The organism is Flavobacterium sp. ZE23DGlu08, assembly GCF_030505335.1.
Lineage (GTDB): Bacteria > Bacteroidota > Bacteroidia > Flavobacteriales > Flavobacteriaceae > Flavobacterium > Flavobacterium algoritolerans.
This window is the reverse complement of sequence record NZ_CP130045.1, coordinates 3,617,195-3,642,102: the sequence shown is the minus strand read 5'-3', so window position 1 is coordinate 3,642,102 and position 24,908 is coordinate 3,617,195. Positions and strand designations below refer to the sequence as shown.

Sequence of the window (24,908 nt, the reverse complement as noted above, 5' to 3'; positions counted from 1 at the left end):
CATAAAACCAAAAAAGACGGTCCTAATCAAGACCGTCTTTTTTTATATCTTTGTCCAAAACAAAACGGTATGTATAAAATCCTGGCACAAATCAACAAAGTCATTTTACCTAGTTTTACCAAACAGCGGTTGGATTTGGCGAAAGCCAAGAAATGGCAAATGACAATTATTGGTTTTAGGTATTATGTAACCACACGTGCGCTGGATTAATACGTAATCGCAGCAAAAATTTCATTCCCTTTGATTTTCGCCCTTCCATTCAAGAAAGCTAATTCCATAAGGAAATTGCATTGCACGATTTCGCCACCCAATCGTTCTACCAATTCACAAACTGCTTTCGCCGTTCCTCCAGTTGCCAAAACATCGTCGTGAATAAGAATTCGGTCTCCTTTTTGAATCGCATCGGTATGAATTTCTAAAGTATCGGTTCCATATTCCAAATCATACGTTGCCGAAATTGTTTCGTAAGGCAACTTGTTAGGTTTTCTAACCGGAATAAAACCAACATTTAATTCCTGTGCAATCAACATCCCAAAGAAAAATCCACGGCTCTCTACTCCTATTACCTTGTCAATTTTTTTATCTTTTAAGGATGAAACCAATATTTCAAGGCATTTATTCCTTGCTTCAGGCTCAATTAGCAACGGAGTTATGTCTTTAAACAAAATTCCTTCTTTAGGAAATCCCTGAATATCACGTATATAATTCTTTAGTGGCATATTTTTTTATTTTTTTATAAATTTAGACTTGCAAATTACACAATTATGCCTATATTTGCACCCGCATAAAGGCCTTGTGGCGCAACTGAATAGCGCACTTGATTACGGCTCAAGAGGTTACTGGTTTGAATCCAGTCAAGGTCACTAAAAAAATCCTTAAACACACTGTTAATCAGGAGTTTAAGGATTTTTTATTTCTTAATTTGTACGATTTTTGTATTGTGGATTAAAAGTTCCCTTAAAAAGCACCTTTTCAACAAAAATAAATGTTTTGTTTTGGGTTCACATTTTACACTTTTTACACTAAATAAAAACCCCGATAACATTTTACTGTAACAGGGTTTTAATTTAATAATAGTACCATAACTATTTTACATTTTTAATACTTTGCTTCCAGTTCAGCTTGAATGTATCTTATTTCTTCAGGACTTATTCCACTTCCTAAGTTTATCACTGTATTAAATCCGTTTCCGTCTTCTGTACTTAACTCTACGGCTCTTAGTGTAGGCACGACAAACTTTGCAAGTTCTAAAATAGTTTTAATTCTGTCTTTAGGTTCGAGTAAATCAATATCTTTTTGAAGTTTATCAAAATTACTTTCCAACAACAAAGAAAACTTTTCTCTTAATTCTGCTGTGGTTTTGTTTGTCGTTCCTTTGGTTTGCCCGCCAAATTTTTGCTTTGTTGTATTTGCCATTTGTAACTATTTTAAACTACTTTAGATTAAACATATAACAAAAATACGTAATTTAGTTTATATTTGTAACTGCTTACCGCATTGCCTGTGGTTTGACTATTTGAACAAAAAAAGGCGTTCCTTAATTGGTTCGCCTTTTTGTTTTTTTTTAATTCTTAGTAAATTCAATCCTTAATTATTTCTACAATATTCACTTCCCATAACTGGCTTATTCATAATATCGTCATAAGTAAAATAGTATCCTGTATCAGTCTTAACTTGAATTGTAAAACCTGACTTTGATTGGTTTTCGTGAATTAGAACAATTGTACCACATTGCTCATTTTTTTGTTCGTCATCAGAACAAGACAATAGAGTTAAATTTAAAGCTAATAATAATAATAATTTTTTCATTTTGTTTTATTGTTGCATTTGTAAATCAATCATTTTATTAATCTGCTTAATCCTATATTCTTGCACGGCTAAAGAATCTTTTTTATCCAACTTAGAAAGGATTGCTTCAAATTTCTTCATTAACGGATTAATATTCTCATTAACTTTTGAAGTGGATACTTCTTTCATTACTCCTTTTTTTACCCAACCATCTGCTTCATTTAGCAGTCTTATAGCTTCTTGTTTCATAATTTTACTGGAGTCAATTTTAGTTTCAGTTTTTACAATTTCATTAGGTTGATTTTTCTTTTCTGAATCCTTACACGAAAACAAAACAACCGACAATGTTAATAGAGTTAATATTCTTTTCATTTTTCCTATAATTAATTATACAATGTTAACCTATCAGAAGAAACTTTATTTACGGTTTTCCTCATTGTAAGATTTTTTAATATCATTAAAAACAACTCATTTCTTAAGTATCAACATTCCCTCACTATCTCGACTGGTTACAGCACAATAAAAGCATCTACAAAAACCAATAGAATGATTGCATTCTTTACATGGAATCGGCATTATTTTAAAAGCATCCGCAATAGTCATTTGTATCCCATTTGATTTTTTGCAGATGTCACAAGAGTTTGAACCCGCAACAACTGTTACCATAAAAACTAAATTGCTTGTTAAATCAGTTTCTAGTTGGATTCTATTTAACGATGCTTTCGCACATTCTTTTAACAAATAAAAATTATCTTTTCCCTCTTCATGCACAAACAAAGCCATCGAATAATATAGCATCTGTAATTGATTGAAATTACTATGATTTTTATATACTAACTCATTAAAGAATGACCAAATAACATCATTGTCATTATTTTGTATTCCGGATTTTTTAAAAAACTGTTCTTTTCTTTCATTAAAATTATACTCATTTATTCCAAATCTTTGTAAATCGGTCAACCATCTATTCCTAAAACTTATTCTTTTTTGCTCAGTTTCATATTTTAGTTTTTCATCTTCCGTAATAAGTTTTTTCTCTTTGTAATTGTTGAATTTTAAAATATAAATATTTTCTCCACAATTAAAACATTTGGTCTTTCTAAGTGGGAATTTCTTCAATACAGTTTTACAATATGGGCATATTGCTTCAGGTTCAATTTCCCCTTTTGTAATTTTGAAATTATTATTTTCTTGACTCTCTATTTCTTTAACGTTTTCATTTTTCTTACCAAAAAGCCATTTTAAAATTTCCATAGGAATGTTAGTTTTAAATTGAGGGATACATATTCAGTTAGAATTAGTTTTTTTATTTTACCATTCTGATTTAATTAATTTCTTAATCGTAAATAATTCTAATAAATGCGGATTCAATGTTTCAGTCAAATTATATCCAAATGATGATTCTCTAATTGTTCCATTCTTTTTTAATAAAGACTTCTCAATTGTGAATTCCGAAATTGTTTGCATTGCAATACCACCAGAATATAAACCAACTGGCTCTACAAAGAATTTAATATTAAATACAGAAACACGGTATTTTCCTTTTTTAGATTCAACTTTAAATTCTCCAGTCAACTGATTAAGTTTTTTGTCTTCGAAATTAGTTTTTTTAATAAATCCAGTCGAATCGGTGCTGAATTCTAATCGTGGATTATTTTTTAATTCTGAAATGTTTGTAGAATCCTGATATATCAATTTCCATACAATTAACTTGTCTTCAATTACAAAGTTCTTGTTTTGCGCAAATCCTATTGTACTAAAGAATAGTACAGTTATTAATAGCATTTTTCTCATTTGTTGTTTTTTTTCAAATATAACAAATCATAGGCATTTATGCGTTCAACTAAAAATTAAATCTTGTGACTTTTGAAATATGGATATTTCAGAAGAAACTTTTATTATAAATCTTGGGGTTCACATAAGACAATTGCGTGAAAAGAAAAATCTATCTCAACAAGATTTAGCAAATGATTGTAGTATTCCAAAATCTCAAATTGCTAGAATTGAAAGAGCAAAAGTAAATACAACGGTACGAACTTTAGTAAAAATCGCCAACGCTTTACAGATTGAACCCAAAGAGTTATTGAATTTTTCTATAAAACAATAACTATTATTTTTTGCTTTTAATTCGGGATAGATTGTAAATAATAATCTGCTAAATCAAAACCGTTTTCAAAATCGGTTTGCTCAATCAATTCACTAACTGCAATTTTAAAACCTAAAGTGTTTATCTCGGTGGCTTTATTTAACCAGTTGAAATACTCCCCTTTGTCAGGAAACAAAACAATGTTTCTTTTTTTGATAGGTTTCAATAATTCAAACTTTAAATTTTGTTTACTTCCTGTGGCAATCCAAATAAATTCAGGAATAAAAAGGCTCATTATTATTGCGGTCTTTTCGCTTTCGACAATTGCAATAGTCTTATGATAGTCTTCATTAACTCGATGCAACCCAAACAAACATTGCTGTAAATTAAAATCAGGCTCTTTGACTGCATTATGTAGCCAGTTTATATGATTGTAAGGCTTTTTAATTCTTTTGCCTGTATGCCTATCGTATTGCATAATTTTACAAGCGTGAATTTTCTCTTTGTCATCAATTTGCCAAAATGCCGTTGAGTTGCTCCAAAAATGGTTTGTTCCAGTTATAAAATAATCTTGGGTTGCTTTGAAAACCTCATCTTTTGAAAAATGGATTTTTAGAAACTCGGTTAAATTGTCAATTTGTGGCTTTTCAAAATACATATTGTCTAATAATTCCAAACTGTGAAAACTTGGAACAATCTCGGGCGGTGGTTCTTTGGTTGTAATTACATTTACAAAACCTATTTCATCAGTATTAAAATATTTGCTTTCGTTTGCCAAATATGGAATAAGACTATTTTTTAAATACCATTCCGAAATCCAACAATCATTTTTTGTTTGCTCTAGTATTTGTGAGTTTGGTACTATCGAAATAATACCGTTTATATCAGTCAATTTGTGTGCTTTATGTGAAATACTTTTCAATAGCAAAAAAGGAATATTAAAAGCCTTTTTGCCTTTTGGTGGTGCTTTGTGCAAACCGCAATTTGTCGAGCGGTCGCATTTTCCAAAGTCATCAGTTAAATAGTTACCAGTTTCATTGTCCACATACAAAACAAAGGTTCGTTTGTTACAGTTGTGGCAAATATGTTTTTTACTGCTTTTATCGAGGGTGTACTTATATTGTTCCATAAAAATAAATGTTTTGTTTTGGACGCACATTTTACACGTTTTGCACTTTTGATTTTTACAGTAGTGTAAGAAGTGTAAAATATGCACCTCAAAAACAATCTTTTTTTTGCGTTAATTAGTCAAATAAGCCACATTACCCACGTTTATACGATTGACAAATATTTTATAATGATTCAATCGCTGTATAAATTTGGTCTTCCCTACTGGTCTGTAACCGTCTTCAATGCAAAAAGTTTTATATCTTGGGTATAATTCCGAAATCAAAATATATTCAGTAGTGGAGGTCTTATATTCCATTTCAGTAATGAACAATTGAACACTATCACTTTGCTTTTCGTAATCGCTTCGGGCGTTGTCCACGGCTTCGCATTTACTGAAATGTTTTTGCTCCATTACCCTGTCAAGCCCTTGCAAAATCCAGTTGAATACTCCCGATAGTTCGTTTTGAATTATTTTATTTGGTAGTTGTTTATCTTGTTTATCTTCAGGAATAGTAACATCAAAACCAATAATCATAAACCGTCTGAAATAAGCGTTTGTATGCTCCACGTCTTTTGGCAATTCATTACAATTGAATATTAACTTTGCGTATTCCGTCAATATGAAAGGGTCACCATAAGGTAAACGTGCTTCTATTGGTTCGCCACTTGCCATTTGTTTAAAAATATCAGTTTCCAGTTTGCCGTTTATTTCACTTGCATAGTTTACCAGTTTATTGCCTATTTTGGCACGAAAATAACCGTTATCATTAGTAAGACTTTGTAATGAATAGTTGCTTATGTTTTCAGTTCCCAAAAGGGCGTTAAGTATCTCAAAAAATACACTTTTGCCATTTGCTCCAGTTCCGAAAAGGATTAACATTTTTTCAAGTTTTAAAACACTAGGTTTGATAAAAATATAACCGCAATATTCCGCAAATACTCTTTGTTTGTCTTTGTCGGGCAAAACCTCATCCAAATACTTTTGATACATTGGGGAGGTTTTTTCGGGGTCATATTCAAACGGTAATTGGTGGGTAATAAAATCTTTTTGCTCAAAGTTTCTTAAACCTCTTTTTGTTGGCGTTATCTCAAAAGTACCGTTAAGCAAATTGATTAAAATACAATCCTTTATGCCTTTGGGTGTAGGCAAATAAGATTCTGCCATAAATTGTTTAAACAACTCTTCTTTGAACGTGTGAATTTTAGCTTTGAATTTTTCAACTCCCATTTTTAAGGCGACATTACCCAAAAAAGATTGAAAACGCTCTTTGTCTATTTCGCTCCAGTAACTACCATTGTACAAATAAATAAAACCGTTCTTTTTACACAATCCCCATTTATTAGCAATAGCAATTTTAAGAAGTTGCTCAATACAAAGGATTAAATAATGGTCTTTAGTGAGTTTACATTTACTTAATTCCTTACTAACTTTCTGCCATTGCTTAAAAACTTCTTTGTATTCACTACTTTGACTGTCTGTATAAATTGGCGACTCTCCAAATAATTCGTTTTTAAGTTTTGCATACTCTTTTTGTAAATTTTCACTCTCGGGAAATGCTAATATTTGAAAATCTATTATTCCGATACTATTTATAAGTTCCTGTAAAATGTCATCAGTAGAATTTTTAACTATTTCGATACTATCAGTTAATAGATTAACGTCTTTAGTAATTAGGTCTTTTAGTTTATCTTTACCATCTAAAGTATTCAATCCGTGTGTTATAGTGTCTTTGCTATTCATACGGCTTATTTATTTAATGGTGTTATAGAAGTCATTAACTCTGAACGCTTGTAATAGCATTTATTTGCAAACTTATAGACTGTAATACGCCCTTTATTTTGCCAGTGCCACAAGGTCGAAGCGTTAATTTGTAGTAGTTCCAAAACCTGTTCCCGCGTCATCAGGTCATCGTTTTCGGTTTTGGTTTTGGTGTTTTGGTTTTCTTGAAATGCTTTGAGTTTGGTATCAAATACATTTCCGATTAAGTCCGTTAATTGGTCGGTACTTAAATTTTGAAGTAAGATTGAGTTTGTTTCCATAATGCCATATCATTTAATATTGATAGGCAAATATTGATTTATTGGGTTGGTACTGTTTGCAGTACTCGTACCGTTTCAGTACTGTTTTTTGTATTAGGTTTAATCAATAGGTAAACGGTTTATAAAATACGGGTCAATAGCTAAATTGTTAGCTTTGCAATGGTCAATAATTTTAGTCATCATTTCCAATGAATTAAAAACGTTTTTATTACCGTTTACATTGTCGGTTGGGTAATTGTTTATTGTGGCTAAAACCCATTTGTTAAAACTGACATTACCTAATTCGTTTGCTATTTTTGGCGCACTATATCCCTCGTTCATTACAGTCGTCTTTTTAGCATTTACCGTAAAATATTTATTCAATTCGCCTTTTGCAAATAATAATCCTACTTTGAATAAATTTTGAGTTTTATAAACCTCATAATTGCTAACGCTTTCGTGGTCTTGGGTTTGTTGAGGTTGGTTTAATTCTTTTTGTGCTTCATTAATTTTTTCATCTATAAATAAAACTTCGCTATAATATAAATTTCCTCTAAATTTATCATTTGTAAGAAGTAATAAATTTATTGGGAATTTTTCAAAACTTAATGTCGATAACTCATTTTCGCAATACTCAATATATTCCTCATTACCGTTATCTTGTATAAGATATAGTTCGTGTTGCCTTTTATATAAGCGGTCTTGAATTTCTCTTTTTAATAGTTCAATACCATTTGTTAAAACATTAAAAAATTCCTCTAAATCGTAATGTTCTTTTTTTGCTTTTTCGCATTCACGTATAAAATATTTATTCAAAAATTTTCTGTCGTTTTCGTTATAGTAACCTCGTAATATTATTTCTAAGTAATTCATTTTTGTATTCGTGTAAAAAGTGTAAAATATGCACCTAAAATAAAACTTTTATTTTTGTTAAAAGTAGCTAGTTATTCCCATTGCTAAATCCTTATTACTTTTACCCAAATAATTTAAGAACATTACTTCGGTGCTATGTCCTGTTACATTCATTAAATAGGTTGTTGGGATTGTTCCGTAAAAATTAGTAGCAAAAGAACGTCTTCCAATATGTGAGGTTATCAATTCCCACTTTGGAAACATTCCCGATTCTTTACGGTATTGCTTAACATCATCTTTTTTACTTTTCTTTTCTTCTTCATCTTTTTTAAGGTCATTTAATTTACTGCCTTTTATCTTTTCGGTAATTTTGGCAATTCTGCAAACTTGCTTTATATACAAATTATATTTGGGGTCTGAAATTACCTTTGGGAAATTACCGTTTCTTTTCTCCAGTATCTCAATAACTTTCGGGTGTAATGCAACGGTCATAATTTTATCAGTCTTAACTTGAGTAAACTCAATAAACGGCTTTAAAACCCCGTCTTTGTTTTTCTCATAACGTATCATATCTTTTGTAAAACGCATGAAATCGCTAATTCTTTGCCCCGTATAGCAACTAATAATTAACCAGTCTTTAGCATTGTCATAATTATCATTTAACCGTCTTTTATCTATGCTTTCAATCTTTACAAGTTCCTCAAAGGTTAAGTAAATTTTTTCTGTTTTATAGTTCGGGGTTTTAATTGTTTCTAATTGGTGGCTAGTTTTTATCCCGTTATGTTTGGCATGATTGCAAACAGTTTTTAAAGTCCTTAAATCTTTTGAAATTGTGTTTGGGGCGTAATTATGCTTTAAACAATATTTTTCAAAATCTAATCTGAATTTGTCATTTACATCAATTATCTGAATTGCTGTTTTTTTCTCCAGTTCGTACCGTTGCAATAAATGTTTAGAAACATTATACTTTTTTAATGTACCGTTTGTAATTTCATTTTTTTTGCACTCAATAAAATATTCAAAATACTTTAAAAGTCCTTTGGGTAAAGGTTCGGCTTCCTGTGGTGGGTTGTAATAATGATCAATTTCGTTTTGTAGCCAGTCTTTATTTATTGCATAAGGACTGAACGCATTGAAAGAGTTTAAAACGTGGTTTTCAATTTTATTAAGTTCCGTATTAACTTCGGTCTGTTTGTTGGTTAAAATTATATCCCTTGACTTTCTTTTATGGTCTTTGCTCCAGTAGTCTTTTGTAGTTTCAAACTTTGTATTTGCTCCAAAGACAAAATCAGTATCATTGAAACGGTAAAGTAATCTTATTTGCAAATTTGCTTTGTCTTTAGTAGAACGATATAAAAAATTAACTGTTGCCATAGTATTGAAATTTTGAACAATACAAAAATACTCAATTTGTACGATAACCGTACGATTAAATACAATTAGTTGCATTTTAAAACAATCTATTAAATAAATCTATTTTTCGCAAACCCCTGTAATCATAGAATTTATTGGTATGTTTGCAATAATAAAAGTGTAATTAATTTTAAACGATTGCAACGTTTGTGGTTCAGTCAAGGTCACAAATTTAAATAAAAAAATAACGCAATACCCAATAAATAAAGGTGTTGCGTTTTTTTATGCTTTATAAAATCCCTACTATATCAATCAAGCCAAAATGAAATCATATCCATAATTTTATTTTGGAAAAAGATATAAATAGTATGCTAATTAATTTTTAAAGGTAAAACTCCCATCATTGGATTTTAATATTTTTTGACCAATGTACTTCCCTATTTGTTCTCCCTGTAAAACGCCGTTTTCAATAGCATCCCTGTAATGAATTCCTCCATATAATCTGGAAATGGCAGCTTCTTGTGATGCTTGCAAAAAGGATTTGAATTTTCGTTCAGGTAAACCAAATTCAATCTCTGTTTTGTCTGTAAAAGAAAAATTATCACCTAAAATTTGAGTGAGTATTGTAGCGGCGGCAGTTGAGATTACGCTGTGCCCAGAAGTATATTCGGGAAAAGGAGGCGTTTGCAATAATGATCGCCATCGAATATCAATCCATTTATTGATTGCTGTTTCAGGCCTTATTCTATTACTTCTATACTTTTCATCCCAACAAGAAATAAATGCATCAGACAACGTTAAAGCAACCGCTGTATGAATAAAAACAGTTTGTTGTAAAGTGGTTTCCTTTTTTAAACAAGCAATACCGGTAATTCCTATCCAATGTCCTCCGGGAGAAATCTTTTTCAAACCAAATTCAACATGCCCAATCTGCTGTAAAGTAAAAGGGTTACAATCCCAAAAACTGGCAATTGCTTTTTCTTTTTTTGTCAACTGGTTTACAATGGTATAAACCTCAAACATTTGTTTGTAAAAAGAAGACGTCTTGTTAATATCAAAAGCAGCGGGTGCTTTTGGCTTAAATTGCTGTGACGAATCTAGTAAAAAGGTTCTCACTCGATACCATTGTGGCTCCAAAGCCTGCATGTATCCGGGAGCTGTAGGTTGCCAATGACCATCTCCGACTAAGGGAGTGTATTTTTTATAACTGCTGAGCTTACTGAAACCATCAGCTTTTACATACTGCATCATTTGATTGACAGCAATTTGAACCAACTTAGAGGTATTTTCGACCTGAGCTATAGGAATTCCTTTTTTTATGGCCAAATGCGTTAAAGAATCGGCATCGATAGCGAACTTAGAACCCGATGGCAACAATTTTTCCGCCATTTTAAAAACGGTAAATATGGTGGCAAAAGAAGCATTACTTTTGGCAATTAGCGTATCTGAAACTTGCAGTTTTTGATAGTGTCGGAGCGATTTAGAAAAAGAATTTGCAGGTACTTGAAACAATGACGTCACTTCATTTGAAGCAAGAGTAACATAAGCATAATACCTTGCTGCTGCTACCGGTGACGCAACATCATTGACCATCAAATCGGTTACTTTTTTTAAAGAAGAAACATAGTCTTTTGAAGTGAATTGCGCTGAATTTTGGGAATATAATATACTCCCTGTAAAAATGGCAAATAGAACGATATAGATTTTTCTCATAGGGATTTGTATTAATAATTATATACCGCAGGACGCTGGTTATTTACAGAAAAAAGAACTCTTTTTTTACCTTTATAGGGTAAAGAAATAATATCCTTTACGCATCCGTTAACATTCAAACCTGAACTTAACTGTGGATTATAATTGAAATTTCCTTTTCCGTCTCCAGTCAATAAAACACCGTAATTAGCGTCTATCTTGCCTATTTTTATTCTTGTTTTCTCTATATTACCACCCAATAAAATATCTGCTTTACCATCATTATTGTAATCTTCAATTCCAATGGCGTATACAGGAGCATAATTGGCCTGAACAGGCAAAATATGTTTAATAAAGACACCGTTTTTATTTTCGAACCAAACCGTTTCAAACGTACTCGCTTTTAAATGCTTTGCTGACTGCATTTGATCTGGGGATAAAATTTCATTAATAGTCACTTCTGAATACGATTCGTAATTAGGGAATCCTTGTCTCAAACTAACAATTTGGTCAGTCAATTCATCTCTGCTGGCCATAGGATATGATTTTCCCTGAACGTAACAGGAAACAAAAGGATCTATAGAACCATTTTTATCAAAATCTCCATAGCAAAGCGTTACAGGTTCTTTCGCACTAACTTGAATTTGGCTATTTGTTCCCCAATTGGCCGCAACCAAATCAAGATCTCCGTCATTATCTAAATCATCGGCAGCCAATCGGTTCCACCAACCTTCCAAAGAATCAGGAAAATATTTTGAAGTGGCATCTGTAAGTATTCCTTTTTTATTTTCAAAACAACTCACTTTCATCCATTCGCCACAAACAATCAATTCCGGTTGACCATCTTTGTTAATATCCATCCACAAAGCATCAGTAATCATTCCTATTTGTTGCAATGCAGGAGCTAATGTAGCGGTACGATTGGTAAAAATTCCTTTCCCATTATTGATGAGCAACATACTCTCCGGAGTTTCAGGATATTTCCCAGGAATCACACGACTTCCTATAAATAAGTCAAGATTTCCATCTCCATTCACATCGGCAGCTTTAACACAAGAGCCACTTTTGGTTTCTATTGGTAATGCATCCAAACTTTTTTCAAAAACCCCATTGGTATTGATATAAAGTCGGTCTTGTAAGGCGGAGTCATTTTCGTCAAAAGCATATCCGCCACTGACTACATACAAATCCATATCGGCATCATTATCCGCATCAAAAAACAACGCATCAACATCTTCAGAAGCAATGTCCTGTTCGAATGCTTTTTGGACAGAAGGAACAAAATCACCGTTGGCTTGCTGCAGCAAAAGTTGGCCTGCTTGCCCTCTGGAGCCACCAATGAAAATATCTTCCAATCCATCTTTGTTTACATCCGCTTTTGCAATATGTGGTCCGCTGTAAGAAAGCATATTGGTCATTAAAGGTTGTACCTTGAAATCATTCGTTTCTTCTTCTACATGTCGAAACGGAATTGCAGTCGTAGCCGAAGAAAAAACGGTTTTCTTACTAACCTCTGGAACAATTGAAGTAAGGTTCGCTTTTTCATACAGAAGTTTAATCGATTTATTAACTGCAAGATTCTTTTTTATTATCTCCATTTTCCCATCAGGCCAATACACTGCAATCGAATCAATCGTTGCTGAAGGCAAACCAAAATGCATGGGTTGTTGCATGGAACTTTGAAAACCATGAACGGGATAATTTTCCAGAGTAACAGTACCATTAGGAGTAAATACTTTTACTTTAGCTCCCAAAGCATTTTTATTTTGTCCTGGCATTTGCAATTCCAGATTGATATAATTGCCTCCATTCCCCATCTCAACGGCATTATTCTTATAGACAGCCGCAACCTGATTCATTCGGTTGATTACCAAATCAAGATCGCCGTCATTATCCAAATCAGTATAAACAGATCCATGCGAAAAGTTTTCATCTTCGAGTCCCCAATCCATTGAAGAATCCTTAAACTGAAGATTTCCTTTGTTTTCAAAAATATAATTATGAAGCGGTGTCGAAGGAATTCCCTGCAACATTGCGAACATCTTGTCTTCGGTTTCGCCACGCAAATGTTTCAATCGTTCACTAGCGTAGAATTTGACAAAATCGCGATTAATCATGTCTCTTGCATACCCATTGGAAACAAATAAATCTTTGTTACCATCATTATTAAAATCAGCAAATAAAGCAGACCAACTCCAATCCGTATTAGAGATTCCGCTTAACTGTCCAGTTTCGCTAAAGGTATCGTTGCCGTTATTTACCTGCAACATATTGCGCATCAACTGATGGTAAAATCCGTTATTTAAAGTATTATTATAGAGTTCATAATTATCTGGGGCATACAATAATTTTTGTCTTTTGTTATCGGCAGGTAGCATATCAAGCGTATAAATATCAGGCCAGCCATCATTGTTAATATCGGCGATATCGGCACCCATAGAAAAATTAGAAATATGTCCTATTTGCTCTTGCAAATTATCTGTAAAAGTTCCGTCTCCGTTATTGGTATAGAGATAATCTTCTTCGACATAATCATTAGACACATATAAATCTGCCCAACCATCATTATTTAAATCACTCACAATAACTGATAACCCATATCCAAGAGGATTAGAAATAATACCCGCTTGCACGGTAACATCGGTAAAATGGTTGTTATCATTGCGATAAAGACGGTCTCCCGCATCAGGATCTACCATTTTTTTTACAAAAGAAGCATCAAAATTACGAAGTGCTTTGATATTATGATTCAACACAAAAAGATCCAAATCTCCGTCATTATCATAATCAAAAAAAGCCGATTGTGTAGAGTATCCTTCATCGGCAACTCCCATTTCCACCGCTTTATCTTTGAATGTAATTTCGCCCGATGAGGAAGGCCCATTATTGATGAACAACTGGTTTCTTCTTTTTTCGGGTTCAATATCTCCCGAATAACAAACATAAATATCCAGCCAACCATCACCATTTATGTCGACAACACTTACCCCTGTTTTCCATCCTCGACGCCCTTCAGTACCTGATTTTTTTGTGATATCTTCAAAAGTTAGGTTTCCTTTATTGAGATACATTTTATTTGGTTGAAGATTAGACGTAAAATACAAATCTATCAATCCGTCATTATTGAAATCACCGGATGCCACTCCGCCACCATTATAAAAATATTCGTAAGTGATAATATTAAGCTGAGGAGATTCCGGAAGCCGATTATTGAAAGTAATACCCGTTTTTTCAGCAGGCAGCATAGAAAATAATTTTGTCTGTTGCGAAAAAACAGGTAAAAAAACCAATAAACTCAACCCAATAAACAACCAAACTCTTTTCATATTTTTTGTGTATTAAAAATGAATTCCCATGACAGGCATCAATGTCTTCTTAAATTATAAAACTACAAAAACTAAACATAAAAGTTTAAGCCAATTTCACATTCTGTGCAATGAATCTTAAAAAAGTATTTTTTTAATTGCTATTATAAATGTCTTAGAAATTCTCAATTAATTATATACTAAAAGCCACATGCTTAATGTATTTTCGATTGTAAGTATATAAAACATGAATTTTCCCGTCTAAAGTCTGAATGATAGCCGGATAACTAAATTCTCCTTCACTTTGATTTTCAAGATCCAAAAGCTTTTCCCAATGCACTCCGTCATTAGAGTGTTCAACATCCAGAACATTACGGCCATTGAACCAGTCTTTGCCTTGCGGCAATGGATTATTGACCAATAAAAAAGATTTTTTGGATAAAGATATCGCATCAATTCCTGAGTTTGAGTTGACCACATTCAGGCTGTCAGTGTGATTCCATTGTTTGCCTTTATCAGCAGACCAACTACTGATGACTTTATTATGCTTACTTCTAGATAACATTTGAATAGTATTCGCAGAATGAACAAGAAATGTGGGCTGAATGATATCAAATCCTTTTTCATTTTCAACGGCAATCTTCTCCCAGCTATCAGTTGCTTCCGTGTACATTTCTACATGTACGCGCCATTCCTTATTATCGATACTTTCAGTGCTGCTCCCGCACAAAATCACACCCGGAGTTACCTCAATAGGTTTGTTTTTTATGGGACCAAGCATTCCTTGAGGCAAGTATTTAGGAGCGCTCCAAGTAGTTCCATTATCTTTTGATACTGTCATGGCTCCAAACCATTCTCTGGGATTTTTCCCAACTTTGTAAAATAAATACAAACGCTGGCTTTTACTTTTGAACAATACTGGATTCCAACAAGGCAACGTGTCTCCTTGAGTAACTAAGGGTTTAATAAGATTATAAGGTGCAGACCAAGCTTTCCCATTGTAAACTGCTGCATAAATCCCTACATCTTTAGCGCCTTCATATTTACCGCCAAACCATGCTGCCATAAGTTGGTTTGGCTTCAACTCAACCAATGTTGCCGCATGACTACTACTGGTTATGGGTTTGTCAATAATAAAAGTAGAAGTGATGTTACTTGCTTTTGGCTTCTTTGATACCGAAGAGCAAGAAAAACACATTAAAACCAATATAATTCCGAGATGCTTTAGGTTTAAATTCATCGTTTATTATAAATTGCTATTTAGCTTGTTTTTACAGATAATTATTTTTTCTTTAATCCTAACTTATGTCCAGCAATGGCGTAGTATAGTATTATGATATAACACGGTAATAAAATCCAATATCCTTTGGTGGAAGCATTTGCTGTTGCCAATGCATCACTCATTCCTTGGGCAATATAATCTGCTTTATTAGAATCTACCAATTTACCATATAAAGGCGGAATTACTGCTCCTCCAGAAATAGCCATAATCAACAATGCAGAAGCTGTTTTAGTAAATTTGCCTAGTCCTTTTAAAGTGAGAGGCCATATTGCCGGCCATACCAAAGCATTTGAAATACCCAACGCAGCTACAAATAAAACAGAGGTAAATCCGGAAGAAAAAACAATACAAAACGACAATACAATTCCTAAAGCCGCACTTGCTTTTAAGGCAAAAGCTTGGGTTATGTATTTTGGAATTAAAAATACTCCAAGACCATAAGTTGCTACCATTGCCATTAATGTAAATGTGGTGAAAAATTTAGCTTCGGCTACAGGAAAGTTTAGAGCAATACCATACGCTATGATGGTGTCTCCTGCAATAACCTCAACCCCAACATACATAAAAAGAGTTAGTACACCTAACCACAAATGTGGGAATTGAAAAATACTTGTTTTTGTTGTTTCACCTTCTTTTGGTACTTCAATAGGTTCAGCTTCTACGTCTGGTAAAGGTGCTTTTAGAATTAAAAGACCTAAAACAAATAAAACAATTGCCATGATTACATACGGAGCCACTACACTGTCTGCCATAGTATCTAACAATTGTACTTTTTCGGCAGCATCAACAACATCTAATTTTTCTTTAATTTCGTCTATTCCAGATAATAAAAGAGCTCCAAAAATAAGAGATCCTAAAGCGCCGGCTATCTTATTAGCAATTCCCATAATTGCGATACGCTTAGCCGCACTGTCAATAGGTCCTAAAATCGTAATATACGGATTGGATGCCGTTTGCAATAAGGTCATCCCGGTTCCTTGAATAAAAATTCCGGTTAAAAACATCCAATAGGTTCTTGCCTCGGCGGCAGGTATAAAAACTAAAGCTCCTATTCCCATTATAAACAATCCCAAAGACATTCCTTTTTTATAGCCAATTTTTGCTAAAATATAAGATGCTGGCAAGGCCATTACCACAAAAGAGATATAGGATGCTGATGCTACTAAAAGCGATTGAGCTGATGTTAATTCGTTTATGGTTTTCATAAACGGAATTAATGCCCCATTAATCCAAGTTACAAATCCGAAAATAAAAAATAGCCCTCCAATTATCATAATTGGAATTAATGTGGTGTTTTTTTCCTGTGCTACTGATTGGTTACTGCTAGCCATAATACTAATTTTATAATTTAAATTTTAGGTGTTTGATTATTTAGATTTTATTTTTCAGTTCTTTAATGCTTCCATTTTCTAAAAGAAATAGCGTCATTACTACTTGACAGCCAACTTCATATATTAAAAACTGTTTTTTAATGTTTAAACAAAATAGTATGAAGATTTCATATCGCTACTACAGAACATAACTTGATACAATATGCATCTGCATTTTGTAAATGAAGAGCAGATTGATATGAAGAAGAACCTATTTATAGCTGAATATTTTTTTTAAAACAATAGTAATAGACACAAATTAGTGCTATCTAATTTCCAACAGATTAAATAAAAAGAGAGTAATTGTTTATTTTTTTGACAATGAAATAGGAAAAAAAGTTAAAAGGAGAGTTTCCCCTCCTTTTAACAGAATTATTAATCAAAAAATCAATTTATTATTTATCCCACCAGATTTTTGTAATCCAAGTGTCTCCACCCATATTAGAGACTGCTGCATTATAACTAGCAGTATTATTACTTCCTTCAGTAGACGGATAAACTTGTCTTGTAGGAATTTGACCTGAACTAAAGTTTCCAGAGTAATTTACCGGAGTAAGTACAGGGAAATCAGATCTTTTCCAGTTGTTCCAAGCTTCAACCCAGTTACCGGTTAAACCAGTAGTTGCCCATATTTGCTCGTTGATCATTTTCAAAGAAGCAGTAGTTGAAGTTACATTCAAAGGATGTGCAGCAGCATAAAAAACAGCATTTGCATTAGTGATTTGTGTTCCACCAAATTTATTTAAAGTTACCATTGCCCCTACTAATCCATTGTTAAAGTATTGAGCTGCAGTTCCTGATACAGAATATCCTCTTACCGCTGCCTCAGCCATCAATAATTGTACTTGTGCATACGTAAGAATAAAAACTGGTGTCGTTCTATTTCTATACATTGGTGTAGGTCTAGAGTAATTACCGATAGCAGCAACATCACTACCTGATCCAGTTGAACCAGGATAATTAGGCTCTAAACTTACATCTCTAGCGCCTCCTTTAGTATCATACCCATTAGGGAATCCTATTTGAGCAGCTGTACTTGTATTACCACCAGTATATAAATAATTTGCAGCAAGTCCAGCACCTGGAACTTCAGCAACAACAGGCAAACGTAAATCATTGTTAGATTTTAAATAATCAATCAATGTTTTAGACCAACGTACTTCATAAACATCAGCAGAAACTGTGAATGAAGCTCCATTACCATTATCAAAACCATTAGCATCATCAGTAGGAGAAATAGCTTCATCAGCAACTGAAGCAAAAACTCCACCTGCAGCCGCTTTTTCAGCATACTTTTTAGCATTGGCAGCATCAGCAACTGTTAATCTCATTGCCATTTTCAACATCAATGAATAACCAAAAGAACGCCATTTAGCAATATCTCCACCATAGTAAATATCACTTGTTGGTTTATCTTTAGAAGCATCTAAAGTTAATATTGCAGCATCTAAATCAGCTAACATTTGAGGATATAAATCTTGTTGTTTGTCGTATTTAGGTTGAGAAATACTTTGATCCAACATTAAAGCCTCAGAATAAGGAACATCACCATATACATCTGAAATATAAGAAATAGACATGATTTTTACAATTGTTCCAATAGCAGCTAAATTTGGCATGTTTTTTTGATTTGCCAATTTAGACATTTGATTCGCTGTTGAAGCAGCTGTGTAAACACCATTCCAAATTCTTTGAACATAATCATAAGTACCACCAGTAGTAACATATTTATCTCCACCATCATAATAATTAGCTCCTCCAGTTGAAGGCGATGCTAAAAGTTGTACCCACATACTTTGAAATAAGATTGGGCCTTCGTAACCTACAGTTCTTTGTCCATAATCATAAAGAGCTCTTGGTAAAAGTAAATTTGGATCAAATATTTCAGATCCCGCTTTAGTTGGATCGGTATTAATTTCTTCGAAATCACTATCGCATGAAATTAGCAGACCACTAACAACAACGAACAATATTTTAATATATTTAGTCATAATTATTTTATTTTAAAGTTAACATTTAGACCAAAAGACCTTGTTGAAGGTAAACTAGTCCCTTCAATTCCATAATATTTCACATTAGAACCAAAACTACTTTCTGGATCAATATTATCCGCTTTACGCATTAGGATAGCAAGATTTCTAGCTACAAATGAAATGTCAATTCCTTCTAAGAATGAGATTTTACCCATTACGCTTTTAGGGAAAGAATATCCAAATGATAATTGTCTAAGTTTGATAAAATCTCCGCTAACAACACTTGTACTTGTAATGTTACGAGCTTCTGCTTGATAATAATTTTCAGCTGTAGCAGTAATTCCACTATTTGTAACACCTGTTTCTCTCCCTACTAATGTAGCTTGATTCAATCCTCTTAGACGAGAATAGTATTCCGTAGCAGAAATTACTTTATTTCCATAATTAAAGTCAACTAAGAACGCAAGATTAAAGTTTTTGTATTTGAATTCATTGTTCCATCCACCATAAAAAGTTGGTAAAACAGAACCGAAGTTTTTAAACTCTCCTCTTACCGGTAAACCAGCAGCATCAACTTGAATACTTCCATCTGTATTATACGCATAATCATATGCTCTAATTTGTGGACCAGCTTCACCTACTACATAAGCAGTAACAGCATTTCCTAAAGTTCCACGGTTACTTCCTAAAACAATTGGAGTTTCATCTGCATTGGTAGCCAATACTTTGTTTTTAAAATTTGTTGTATTTAAACTAGTTGTCCAAGTAAAATTATCCGTTTTAACAGGAATACCTGTTACAGCAATTTCTAAACCTTTATTTTGGATAGAAGCACTTGCAACTACACCTGTAGCAAATCCAGTTGATCTACTATACTCCGCATTTAAAATCTCATCATGTGATGTTTTCTCATAGTATGATAAATCAAATGTCAATCTGCTTTTGAAAAATCTAAGATCTAAACCTAATTCAACCTCGTCTACCGTAAATGGTTTTAAAAGAGTTGGAAGCGTTGAAGGAATTGAACCTGTAGCATAACTTACACCATTACTTACTAATGAATTTCCTGAATTGAAATATAAAGAGTTTGTATAAGGAGTAGCCTCACCACTTGTTACAGCATAAGACAATCTTACTTTAGCAAAATCTAACGCATCGATATGTAATAAATCATTGAAAACAAACGCTCCAGAAACTGAAGGTGTAAATACTGCATTATCAGAAGAAGCTGCAGAAGACAATGAAGAATAAACATCGTAACGACCTGTTGTAGATAATGTTAAGTATTTTTTATATCCAAAATCAAAAGAGTAAAATGCAGAGTGGCTTTCACTTCCTGTATAATTATACTCTCTATTGATATTAACTACATTGTTTGGAGTATATAAATAAGGTAAAACGAATGGACCACCACCTATTTTAATTCTTTCATATTTATTTTGTCTAATGTTACCACCCGCTAATGCATCTACTGAGAAATCAGTGCCAATTTTAAATTTAGCTCCAAAAAGTCCATCAAGATTTAACTCAGAACGAGTTGATTGTCCTTTACTGTCTAAGCTTCCACGTTTATTAGTAGTATAATCTAATCCCCAAGGATTAACACTAAATTCTGTATCATTAGAAACATCATTTCCTAATCTTACCATTGCATAGATATCATCTGTAAAGCTATATTTAGTTGATAATACTGAAATAGTTCTTTTTCTTGTAGGATCTTCAACGCCTTGATTTACTATAAAATAAGGATTTGTAACATAATTATCATCACTGAAAACAACTTCAGCACCAGTTATAGGATCATAACCAGGAGCAAAAATATTATGGTCTACATTGGGAGCCAATAATAAAAAGTTATTTGGGTTTTTAGGACCATCACTTAAAAAAGGTCTGTTATTTGATCTTTCATCTGTGTAATTTACAGAAGCAGCCACATTTAATTTATCAGTAATATTTTGATCTGCGCTCAAATTTATCGTAGTACGTTTAAGACCGCTATTTGGCACAATAGATTTAGAATCTAAATTAGAGAATGACAAACGAAATGCTCCATCTCCAAGACCTTTAGATACAGAAACAGTATTGGTAAGGTTAGTTCCTGTTTTATAAAAATCAATGTAACTTTCTTTAGCTTTACTGTATGAATATTGTTGACCGTCAAAGCCAATTACTGAGCTACCGTCTAATTTTCCTCCCCAAGAATTTCTGTTTGTTGCTAATGCAGCACCAGTAGTTAAAGGTTTTGAACCACCTGTACCTTGACCATATTGATCTTGAAAATCAGTAAAATCAACTGGTGCGTCAGCCATGAAATTAGAATTAAAAGTAATAGCGTAATCACCACCTTTTTTACCTTTTTTAGTAGTAATAATAATAACACCATTTACAGCTCTGGCTCCATAAAGAGCAGATGCTGACTGACCTTTAAGTACTGTCATTTTCTCAATATCGTCCGGATTGATATTACCGATACCATCACCTTGATCCGCTCCACCCCATTCTCCAGCAGAACCTCTCTGTGTATTATCAATTGGAATACCGTCAATAACAAATAATGGAGAACCTCCACTAGTAATACCTGATATACCTCTCAAAAGCACTTTTGAAGTTCCACCAGCACCACTATTAGTTCCTCTTACTACAAGACCCGAAACACGACCTGCTAAACCATTAGCTACGTTCGTTTCTCTAGCTTTGTCTAAGTTATCCCCACCTACAGTAGTTACGGCATAACCTAATTTTCTTTGATCTTTAGAAATCCCCAAAGCTGTTACTACAACTTCTCCTAACTGATTTGCATTTTCTGTCAAAGAAACATTTAAAGTAGTTGCCCCAGTAAAAGCAATTTCTTTTTCAGCATAACCTACAAAAGAAAATACTAAAATCGCTGATCGACTTGGAACATTGATACTGTACTTCCCTTCAAAATCAGTTGAAACTCCATTTGTTGTCCCCTTAACAACAACGTTTACCCCTGGTAATGACATACCAGTACTTCCATCGGTAATTTTTCCTGATACTGTGGTTTGTGCCTTAGCTAATTGAAAGCTGAATAAGCAAAACACAAACAGTAACTTAAATACTTTTTGAATCATAATTTGGTTTTTGTGTTAATAATTTATTTTTTAATTGGTTAACCTAACGTTAATAATTTCTTAAATTTAAAACTATGCCGCATTACCCGAAAATTATTTCGACCAATAACAAATTTGAATAGGTGTTTGTCAATTTTATCTTTTTTTTGACAATTATTGCTTTTTTTTAATACGTAATTACCAATGAATTATACAAATTAGCAACTATTTAATAAGCTTCCATTCTTGTATAAAAAAAGAAAAACATCAATCTTAAATTTAAGATTAATGTTTTTCTGTTATTACTGAAATGTGATAAAAAAAATTAACAATTTCTTTTATAAAATACATTCAATTAGTCCAAAACCTTGAAATTTGTCTTAAGTAAATCAACCGAATTACCTCCAACCATTACTTCAAAATCTCCTGGCTCTACCACTCTTTTCATTTCTCGGTTCCAAATAGCCAATTCATCAGGTGTTAATGTAAACGTTACATTTTTGGTTTCGCCTTTCTTAATGAATATTCTTTTAAAACCTTTTAAAGTTTTCAATGGTGTCGTTACACTACTATAAACATCATTGATATACAATTGCACCACTTCATCACCGTCATAATTTCCTGTATTTTTAACATCTACACTAACTTTTAATTCACCGTCAGCCTTAATTGCTGCAGTACTTAAGGCTAGATTTGAATATTCAAATGTGGTATAACTCAATCCATACCCAAAAGTGTACAATGGATTTTCACTTTCAGTTACATATCTATGAATGGCAGAAGGTTTTTGGTTGTAATAAATAGGCAACTGCCCAACCGATTTAGGAAAGGTAATTGGAAGTTTTCCCCCTGGATTGTAATCCCCAAATAGAACATCGGCAACTGCTTTTCCTCCTGCTTCTCCCGGAAACCAAGCTTCAACAACGGCAGGAATATTTTCATTGATCCAATTTACAGAAAGCGGACAACCGTTTAACAACACACAAACTACTGGAGTGCCGGTTTTCTGAATGGCTTCTATCAATTCTTGTTGCATACCATGTAAATCTAAAGTAGCCACATCTCTGTTTTCTTCAACCAATTCATTCGATTCTCCTAAAACTACAATAGCAACATCAGCTTTTTTAGCAATATCAATCGCTGGTTGAAAATTTACTTTTTCTAAGTTCCAACGCAAGTGTGCTCTGGCTCCCCAACCTCCTTCCCACATTTCTATGCGAACTTTATATTTTTTACCTGCTTCAATATTTTTTGGAGTAGTAACCATATTAGTAGCACCTTTTGTCCAATTATCAATAACCAACTGATCGTCAATCCACATTCTGATTCCATCATCAGAACTTAAACCGAACCAACCATCAAATGCCTTTTCTGATTTTATATAACCAGTCCAACGAATAGAGAAATCATCATCACTGACTCCATCACCCGGTGACCATGGCCAATCGAATTCTAATTGACTGTCAATACGCGTCAATACTGGATTTCCTTCTACATTTCTATTGTTAAAATATTCTCCTTTTAATCCGTTTTGTGCTTCATCTGGTGTGAACAAAAATTTTGATGGAATAACCTGTCCTTTCACTATAAGAGAAACGCCTTCTTCATAAAGCACATTTGTTTTTGTACCGACAACTTGTTTAATTCCTTCCAAAACTGTCGTTCCAACTTTATTTTTCACAGAATATCCACCTAATCTTGACGCATCAGCATTTGGACCAATAACCGCAATGGTTTCAACATCTTTCTTTAAAGGCAAAATATTGTTTTCATTTTTCAATAAAACAATAGATTTATGTCCTGCTTCTAATGCTAAATCCTGATTTTCTTTGGTATGAAAACGCTCTTTAATCAAATTCTTATCGGTGTATGGATTTTCAAATAAACCCAATAAAAATTTAAGTCTCAAAACTCCGCCCGCAGCACGGTCTATTTGTTCCATTGTCAATTTTTTCTCATTCACCAATTCAATGATAGTTTGTTGCCAAAACTCATTTGTAAAATCATAAAATTGCATATCAACGCCGGCAGCAATAGCTTGTCTGATACTTTCTTTTGGAGAATCGGTAACGTAATGTGTCGTTTGAAGGTATTTAATAGCACCCAAATCCGAAACTACAATTCCTTTGAAACCCCATTCTTTTCTAAGTACATCAGTCAATAACCAATGGTTGGCAGCGCAAGGAATTCCATCTAATTCTGAATACGCACACATTGTTCCTAATGCGCCTCCTTTTCTAAATGCTTTTTCAAATGAAGGTAAAAAATCTTCACGCGCTGAACGCTCTCCCACCAATACCGGTGATGAGTTTCCTCCTGCTTGCGGAATACCGTGAACGGCGAAATGTTTTGGTTCCGCAATAATAGAACGATCTGAAGTTAAATCATCCCCTTGCATTCCTTTAATCATCGATAAACCTAGTTCTCCCGTTAAATAAACGTCTTCGCCAAAGGTTTCAGCAACTCTTCCCCAGCGTGGTTCGCGGCCTACATCAAGATTGGGTCCTAAACCAAAATGAACACCGTGAGCTCTGGCTTCGGTTCCAATTACTTTACCTACTTTATCCATAAGATTCGTATCCCAAGTCGCACCTAAACCAATACTCATTGGGAAAGCCGTACTTTCGTCATCTAAATAACCATGAAGCATTTCGCACATGATAAGTGCTGGAATTCCCCATTTGTTCTTTTTTATAACTTCACTTTGAAGGTCATTAATCATTTTTGCCGAACGCGGATAAATGTCATGAATAGCGCCTATTCCAAGATTTCCAATTTTAACATCCGATTTCGTTTTAGAAAAATTTTCTTTTTCCTTAAAGTACTCGCCTTTGTACATATCCATTTGGCGTACTTTTTCCTCCAGACTCATTCTGCTCAACAAGTCAGTTAGTCTGTCTTCGACGGGTAATTTAGGGTTTTGATACGGATATTTTTTTTGCGCAAAGCCTTGGCTAAAAAAACCAAGAAACAGTACTAAAACAAGGGTTATTTTTTTCATTCT

General features: G+C 33.3%; 20 protein-coding genes and 1 tRNA gene. 3 read left to right on the top strand and 18 right to left on the bottom strand.

The features are described from left to right. Window positions 1-69 precede the first annotated feature (69 nt). Window positions 70-210, top strand: coding sequence for an SsrA-binding protein (locus Q1W72_RS15870; RefSeq protein WP_302136373.1), 141 nt, complete (start codon window positions 70-72; stop codon window positions 208-210). On the opposite strand, the gene Q1W72_RS15865 is transcribed toward Q1W72_RS15870, so the two are convergent. Continuing rightward, a complete protein-coding gene (locus tag Q1W72_RS15865) occupies window positions 207-719 on the bottom strand; it encodes an adenine phosphoribosyltransferase (RefSeq protein WP_099715253.1) in 513 nt (170 codons plus the stop codon). The two genes, Q1W72_RS15870 and Q1W72_RS15865, sit on opposite strands and share 4 nt — an antisense overlap. A gap of 70 nt (window positions 720-789) precedes the next feature. Between Q1W72_RS15865 and Q1W72_RS15860 the strand changes: the two genes are divergently transcribed. After that, a tRNA-Arg gene (locus Q1W72_RS15860) sits at window positions 790-863 on the top strand. 235 nt (window positions 864-1,098) lie between these two features. Here Q1W72_RS15860 and Q1W72_RS15855 read toward each other — a convergent pair. The 5 genes from Q1W72_RS15855 to Q1W72_RS15835 form a co-directional block, all read right to left on the bottom strand. Then, entirely contained in the window at window positions 1,099-1,416 is a 318-nt protein-coding gene (locus Q1W72_RS15855) for a hypothetical protein (protein ID WP_302136370.1), read from the bottom strand. A 171-nt stretch (window positions 1,417-1,587) separates the two neighbouring features. Next, complete coding sequence (locus tag Q1W72_RS15850; protein WP_302136369.1) at window positions 1,588-1,809, bottom strand: hypothetical protein; 222 nt, start codon at window positions 1,807-1,809, stop codon at window positions 1,588-1,590. Between the two features lie 6 nt (window positions 1,810-1,815). After that, window positions 1,816-2,160 carry a hypothetical protein gene (locus Q1W72_RS15845; protein ID WP_302136367.1) on the bottom strand — a complete coding sequence of 115 codons (345 nt, stop codon included), beginning with the start codon at window positions 2,158-2,160 and terminating at the stop codon, window positions 1,816-1,818. A gap of 96 nt (window positions 2,161-2,256) precedes the next feature. Continuing rightward, window positions 2,257-3,042 (bottom strand): hypothetical protein, encoded by a 786-nt coding sequence (locus Q1W72_RS15840; RefSeq protein WP_302136366.1) that lies wholly within the window; start codon window positions 3,040-3,042, stop codon window positions 2,257-2,259. Between the two features lie 57 nt (window positions 3,043-3,099). Further along, complete coding sequence (locus tag Q1W72_RS15835) at window positions 3,100-3,582, bottom strand: hypothetical protein (RefSeq protein WP_302136365.1); 483 nt, start codon at window positions 3,580-3,582, stop codon at window positions 3,100-3,102. A gap of 79 nt (window positions 3,583-3,661) precedes the next feature. Between Q1W72_RS15835 and Q1W72_RS15830 the strand changes: the two genes are divergently transcribed. Continuing rightward, window positions 3,662-3,895 (top strand): helix-turn-helix domain-containing protein, encoded by a 234-nt coding sequence (locus Q1W72_RS15830; RefSeq protein WP_302136363.1) that lies wholly within the window; start codon window positions 3,662-3,664, stop codon window positions 3,893-3,895. A gap of 16 nt (window positions 3,896-3,911) precedes the next feature. On the opposite strand, the gene Q1W72_RS15825 is transcribed toward Q1W72_RS15830, so the two are convergent. From Q1W72_RS15825 to Q1W72_RS15770, 12 genes are all read right to left on the bottom strand, one after another. Continuing rightward, on the bottom strand, window positions 3,912-5,003 hold the full coding sequence (locus tag Q1W72_RS15825) for a DUF6371 domain-containing protein (protein WP_302136361.1): 1,092 nt from the start codon (window positions 5,001-5,003) through the stop codon (window positions 3,912-3,914). 111 nt (window positions 5,004-5,114) lie between these two features. Continuing rightward, window positions 5,115-6,725, bottom strand: coding sequence for a phage/plasmid primase, P4 family (locus Q1W72_RS15820; RefSeq protein ID WP_302136360.1), 1,611 nt, complete (start codon window positions 6,723-6,725; stop codon window positions 5,115-5,117). 5 nt (window positions 6,726-6,730) lie between these two features. Further along, complete coding sequence (locus tag Q1W72_RS15815; protein WP_302136357.1) at window positions 6,731-7,024, bottom strand: helix-turn-helix domain-containing protein; 294 nt, start codon at window positions 7,022-7,024, stop codon at window positions 6,731-6,733. Between the two features lie 99 nt (window positions 7,025-7,123). Next, window positions 7,124-7,876, bottom strand: a complete 753-nt coding sequence (locus Q1W72_RS15810) for a hypothetical protein (protein ID WP_302136355.1) — start codon at window positions 7,874-7,876, stop codon at window positions 7,124-7,126. Between the two features lie 57 nt (window positions 7,877-7,933). Next, window positions 7,934-9,229 carry a site-specific integrase gene (locus tag Q1W72_RS15805; protein WP_302136353.1) on the bottom strand — a complete coding sequence of 432 codons (1,296 nt, stop codon included), beginning with the start codon at window positions 9,227-9,229 and terminating at the stop codon, window positions 7,934-7,936. Window positions 9,230-9,583: 354 nt separating this feature from the next. Further along, window positions 9,584-10,921, bottom strand: coding sequence for a vanadium-dependent haloperoxidase (locus tag Q1W72_RS15800; RefSeq protein WP_302136351.1), 1,338 nt, complete (start codon window positions 10,919-10,921; stop codon window positions 9,584-9,586). An 11-nt stretch (window positions 10,922-10,932) separates the two neighbouring features. Beyond that, on the bottom strand, window positions 10,933-14,226 hold the full coding sequence (locus tag Q1W72_RS15795) for a VCBS repeat-containing protein (RefSeq protein WP_302136349.1): 3,294 nt from the start codon (window positions 14,224-14,226) through the stop codon (window positions 10,933-10,935). Between the two features lie 172 nt (window positions 14,227-14,398). Then, complete coding sequence (locus tag Q1W72_RS15790) at window positions 14,399-15,445, bottom strand: exo-alpha-sialidase (RefSeq protein WP_302136347.1); 1,047 nt, start codon at window positions 15,443-15,445, stop codon at window positions 14,399-14,401. A 41-nt stretch (window positions 15,446-15,486) separates the two neighbouring features. Then, window positions 15,487-16,818, bottom strand: coding sequence for a sugar MFS transporter (locus Q1W72_RS15785; protein ID WP_121342270.1), 1,332 nt, complete (start codon window positions 16,816-16,818; stop codon window positions 15,487-15,489). Between the two features lie 434 nt (window positions 16,819-17,252). After that, window positions 17,253-18,848 carry a SusD/RagB family nutrient-binding outer membrane lipoprotein gene (locus Q1W72_RS15780; RefSeq protein WP_121342271.1) on the bottom strand — a complete coding sequence of 532 codons (1,596 nt, stop codon included), beginning with the start codon at window positions 18,846-18,848 and terminating at the stop codon, window positions 17,253-17,255. 2 nt (window positions 18,849-18,850) lie between these two features. Continuing rightward, the gene (locus tag Q1W72_RS15775; RefSeq protein WP_302136343.1) at window positions 18,851-21,925 is read right to left on the bottom strand and encodes a SusC/RagA family TonB-linked outer membrane protein; all 3,075 of its coding nucleotides are present in this window, start codon (window positions 21,923-21,925) and stop codon (window positions 18,851-18,853) included. A gap of 334 nt (window positions 21,926-22,259) precedes the next feature. After that, window positions 22,260-24,905, bottom strand: a complete 2,646-nt coding sequence (locus Q1W72_RS15770; RefSeq protein WP_302136341.1) for a glycoside hydrolase family 3 protein — start codon at window positions 24,903-24,905, stop codon at window positions 22,260-22,262. Between the last annotated feature and the right edge of the window lie 3 nt (window positions 24,906-24,908).

Excerpts from the sequence above, each read along its gene's own strand:
- Q1W72_RS15850 (WP_302136369.1), bottom strand. The coding sequence starts at position 1,809 with ATGAAAAAATTATTATTATTATTAGCTTTAAATTTAACTCTATTGTCT.
- Q1W72_RS15805 (WP_302136353.1), bottom strand. The coding sequence starts at position 9,229 with ATGGCAACAGTTAATTTTTTATATCGTTCTACTAAAGACAAAGCAAAT.
- Q1W72_RS15830 (WP_302136363.1), top strand. The coding sequence starts at position 3,662 with ATGGATATTTCAGAAGAAACTTTTATTATAAATCTTGGGGTTCACATA.
- Q1W72_RS15775 (WP_302136343.1), bottom strand. The coding sequence starts at position 21,925 with ATGATTCAAAAAGTATTTAAGTTACTGTTTGTGTTTTGCTTATTCAGC.
- Q1W72_RS15855 (WP_302136370.1), bottom strand. The coding sequence starts at position 1,416 with ATGGCAAATACAACAAAGCAAAAATTTGGCGGGCAAACCAAAGGAACG.
- Q1W72_RS15825 (WP_302136361.1), bottom strand. The coding sequence starts at position 5,003 with ATGGAACAATATAAGTACACCCTCGATAAAAGCAGTAAAAAACATATT.
- Q1W72_RS15795 (WP_302136349.1), bottom strand. The coding sequence starts at position 14,226 with ATGAAAAGAGTTTGGTTGTTTATTGGGTTGAGTTTATTGGTTTTTTTA.
- Q1W72_RS15820 (WP_302136360.1), bottom strand. The coding sequence starts at position 6,725 with ATGAATAGCAAAGACACTATAACACACGGATTGAATACTTTAGATGGT.
- Q1W72_RS15835 (WP_302136365.1), bottom strand. The coding sequence starts at position 3,582 with ATGAGAAAAATGCTATTAATAACTGTACTATTCTTTAGTACAATAGGA.
- Q1W72_RS15780 (WP_121342271.1), bottom strand. The coding sequence starts at position 18,848 with ATGACTAAATATATTAAAATATTGTTCGTTGTTGTTAGTGGTCTGCTA.
- Q1W72_RS15770 (WP_302136341.1), bottom strand. The coding sequence starts at position 24,905 with ATGAAAAAAATAACCCTTGTTTTAGTACTGTTTCTTGGTTTTTTTAGC.
- Q1W72_RS15800 (WP_302136351.1), bottom strand. The coding sequence starts at position 10,921 with ATGAGAAAAATCTATATCGTTCTATTTGCCATTTTTACAGGGAGTATA.
- Q1W72_RS15865 (WP_099715253.1), bottom strand. The coding sequence starts at position 719 with ATGCCACTAAAGAATTATATACGTGATATTCAGGGATTTCCTAAAGAA.
- Q1W72_RS15815 (WP_302136357.1), bottom strand. The coding sequence starts at position 7,024 with ATGGAAACAAACTCAATCTTACTTCAAAATTTAAGTACCGACCAATTA.
- Q1W72_RS15810 (WP_302136355.1), bottom strand. The coding sequence starts at position 7,876 with ATGAATTACTTAGAAATAATATTACGAGGTTACTATAACGAAAACGAC.
- Q1W72_RS15790 (WP_302136347.1), bottom strand. The coding sequence starts at position 15,445 with ATGAATTTAAACCTAAAGCATCTCGGAATTATATTGGTTTTAATGTGT.
- Q1W72_RS15785 (WP_121342270.1), bottom strand. The coding sequence starts at position 16,818 with ATGGCTAGCAGTAACCAATCAGTAGCACAGGAAAAAAACACCACATTA.
- Q1W72_RS15870 (WP_302136373.1), top strand. The coding sequence starts at position 70 with ATGTATAAAATCCTGGCACAAATCAACAAAGTCATTTTACCTAGTTTT.
- Q1W72_RS15840 (WP_302136366.1), bottom strand. The coding sequence starts at position 3,042 with ATGGAAATTTTAAAATGGCTTTTTGGTAAGAAAAATGAAAACGTTAAA.
- Q1W72_RS15845 (WP_302136367.1), bottom strand. The coding sequence starts at position 2,160 with ATGAAAAGAATATTAACTCTATTAACATTGTCGGTTGTTTTGTTTTCG.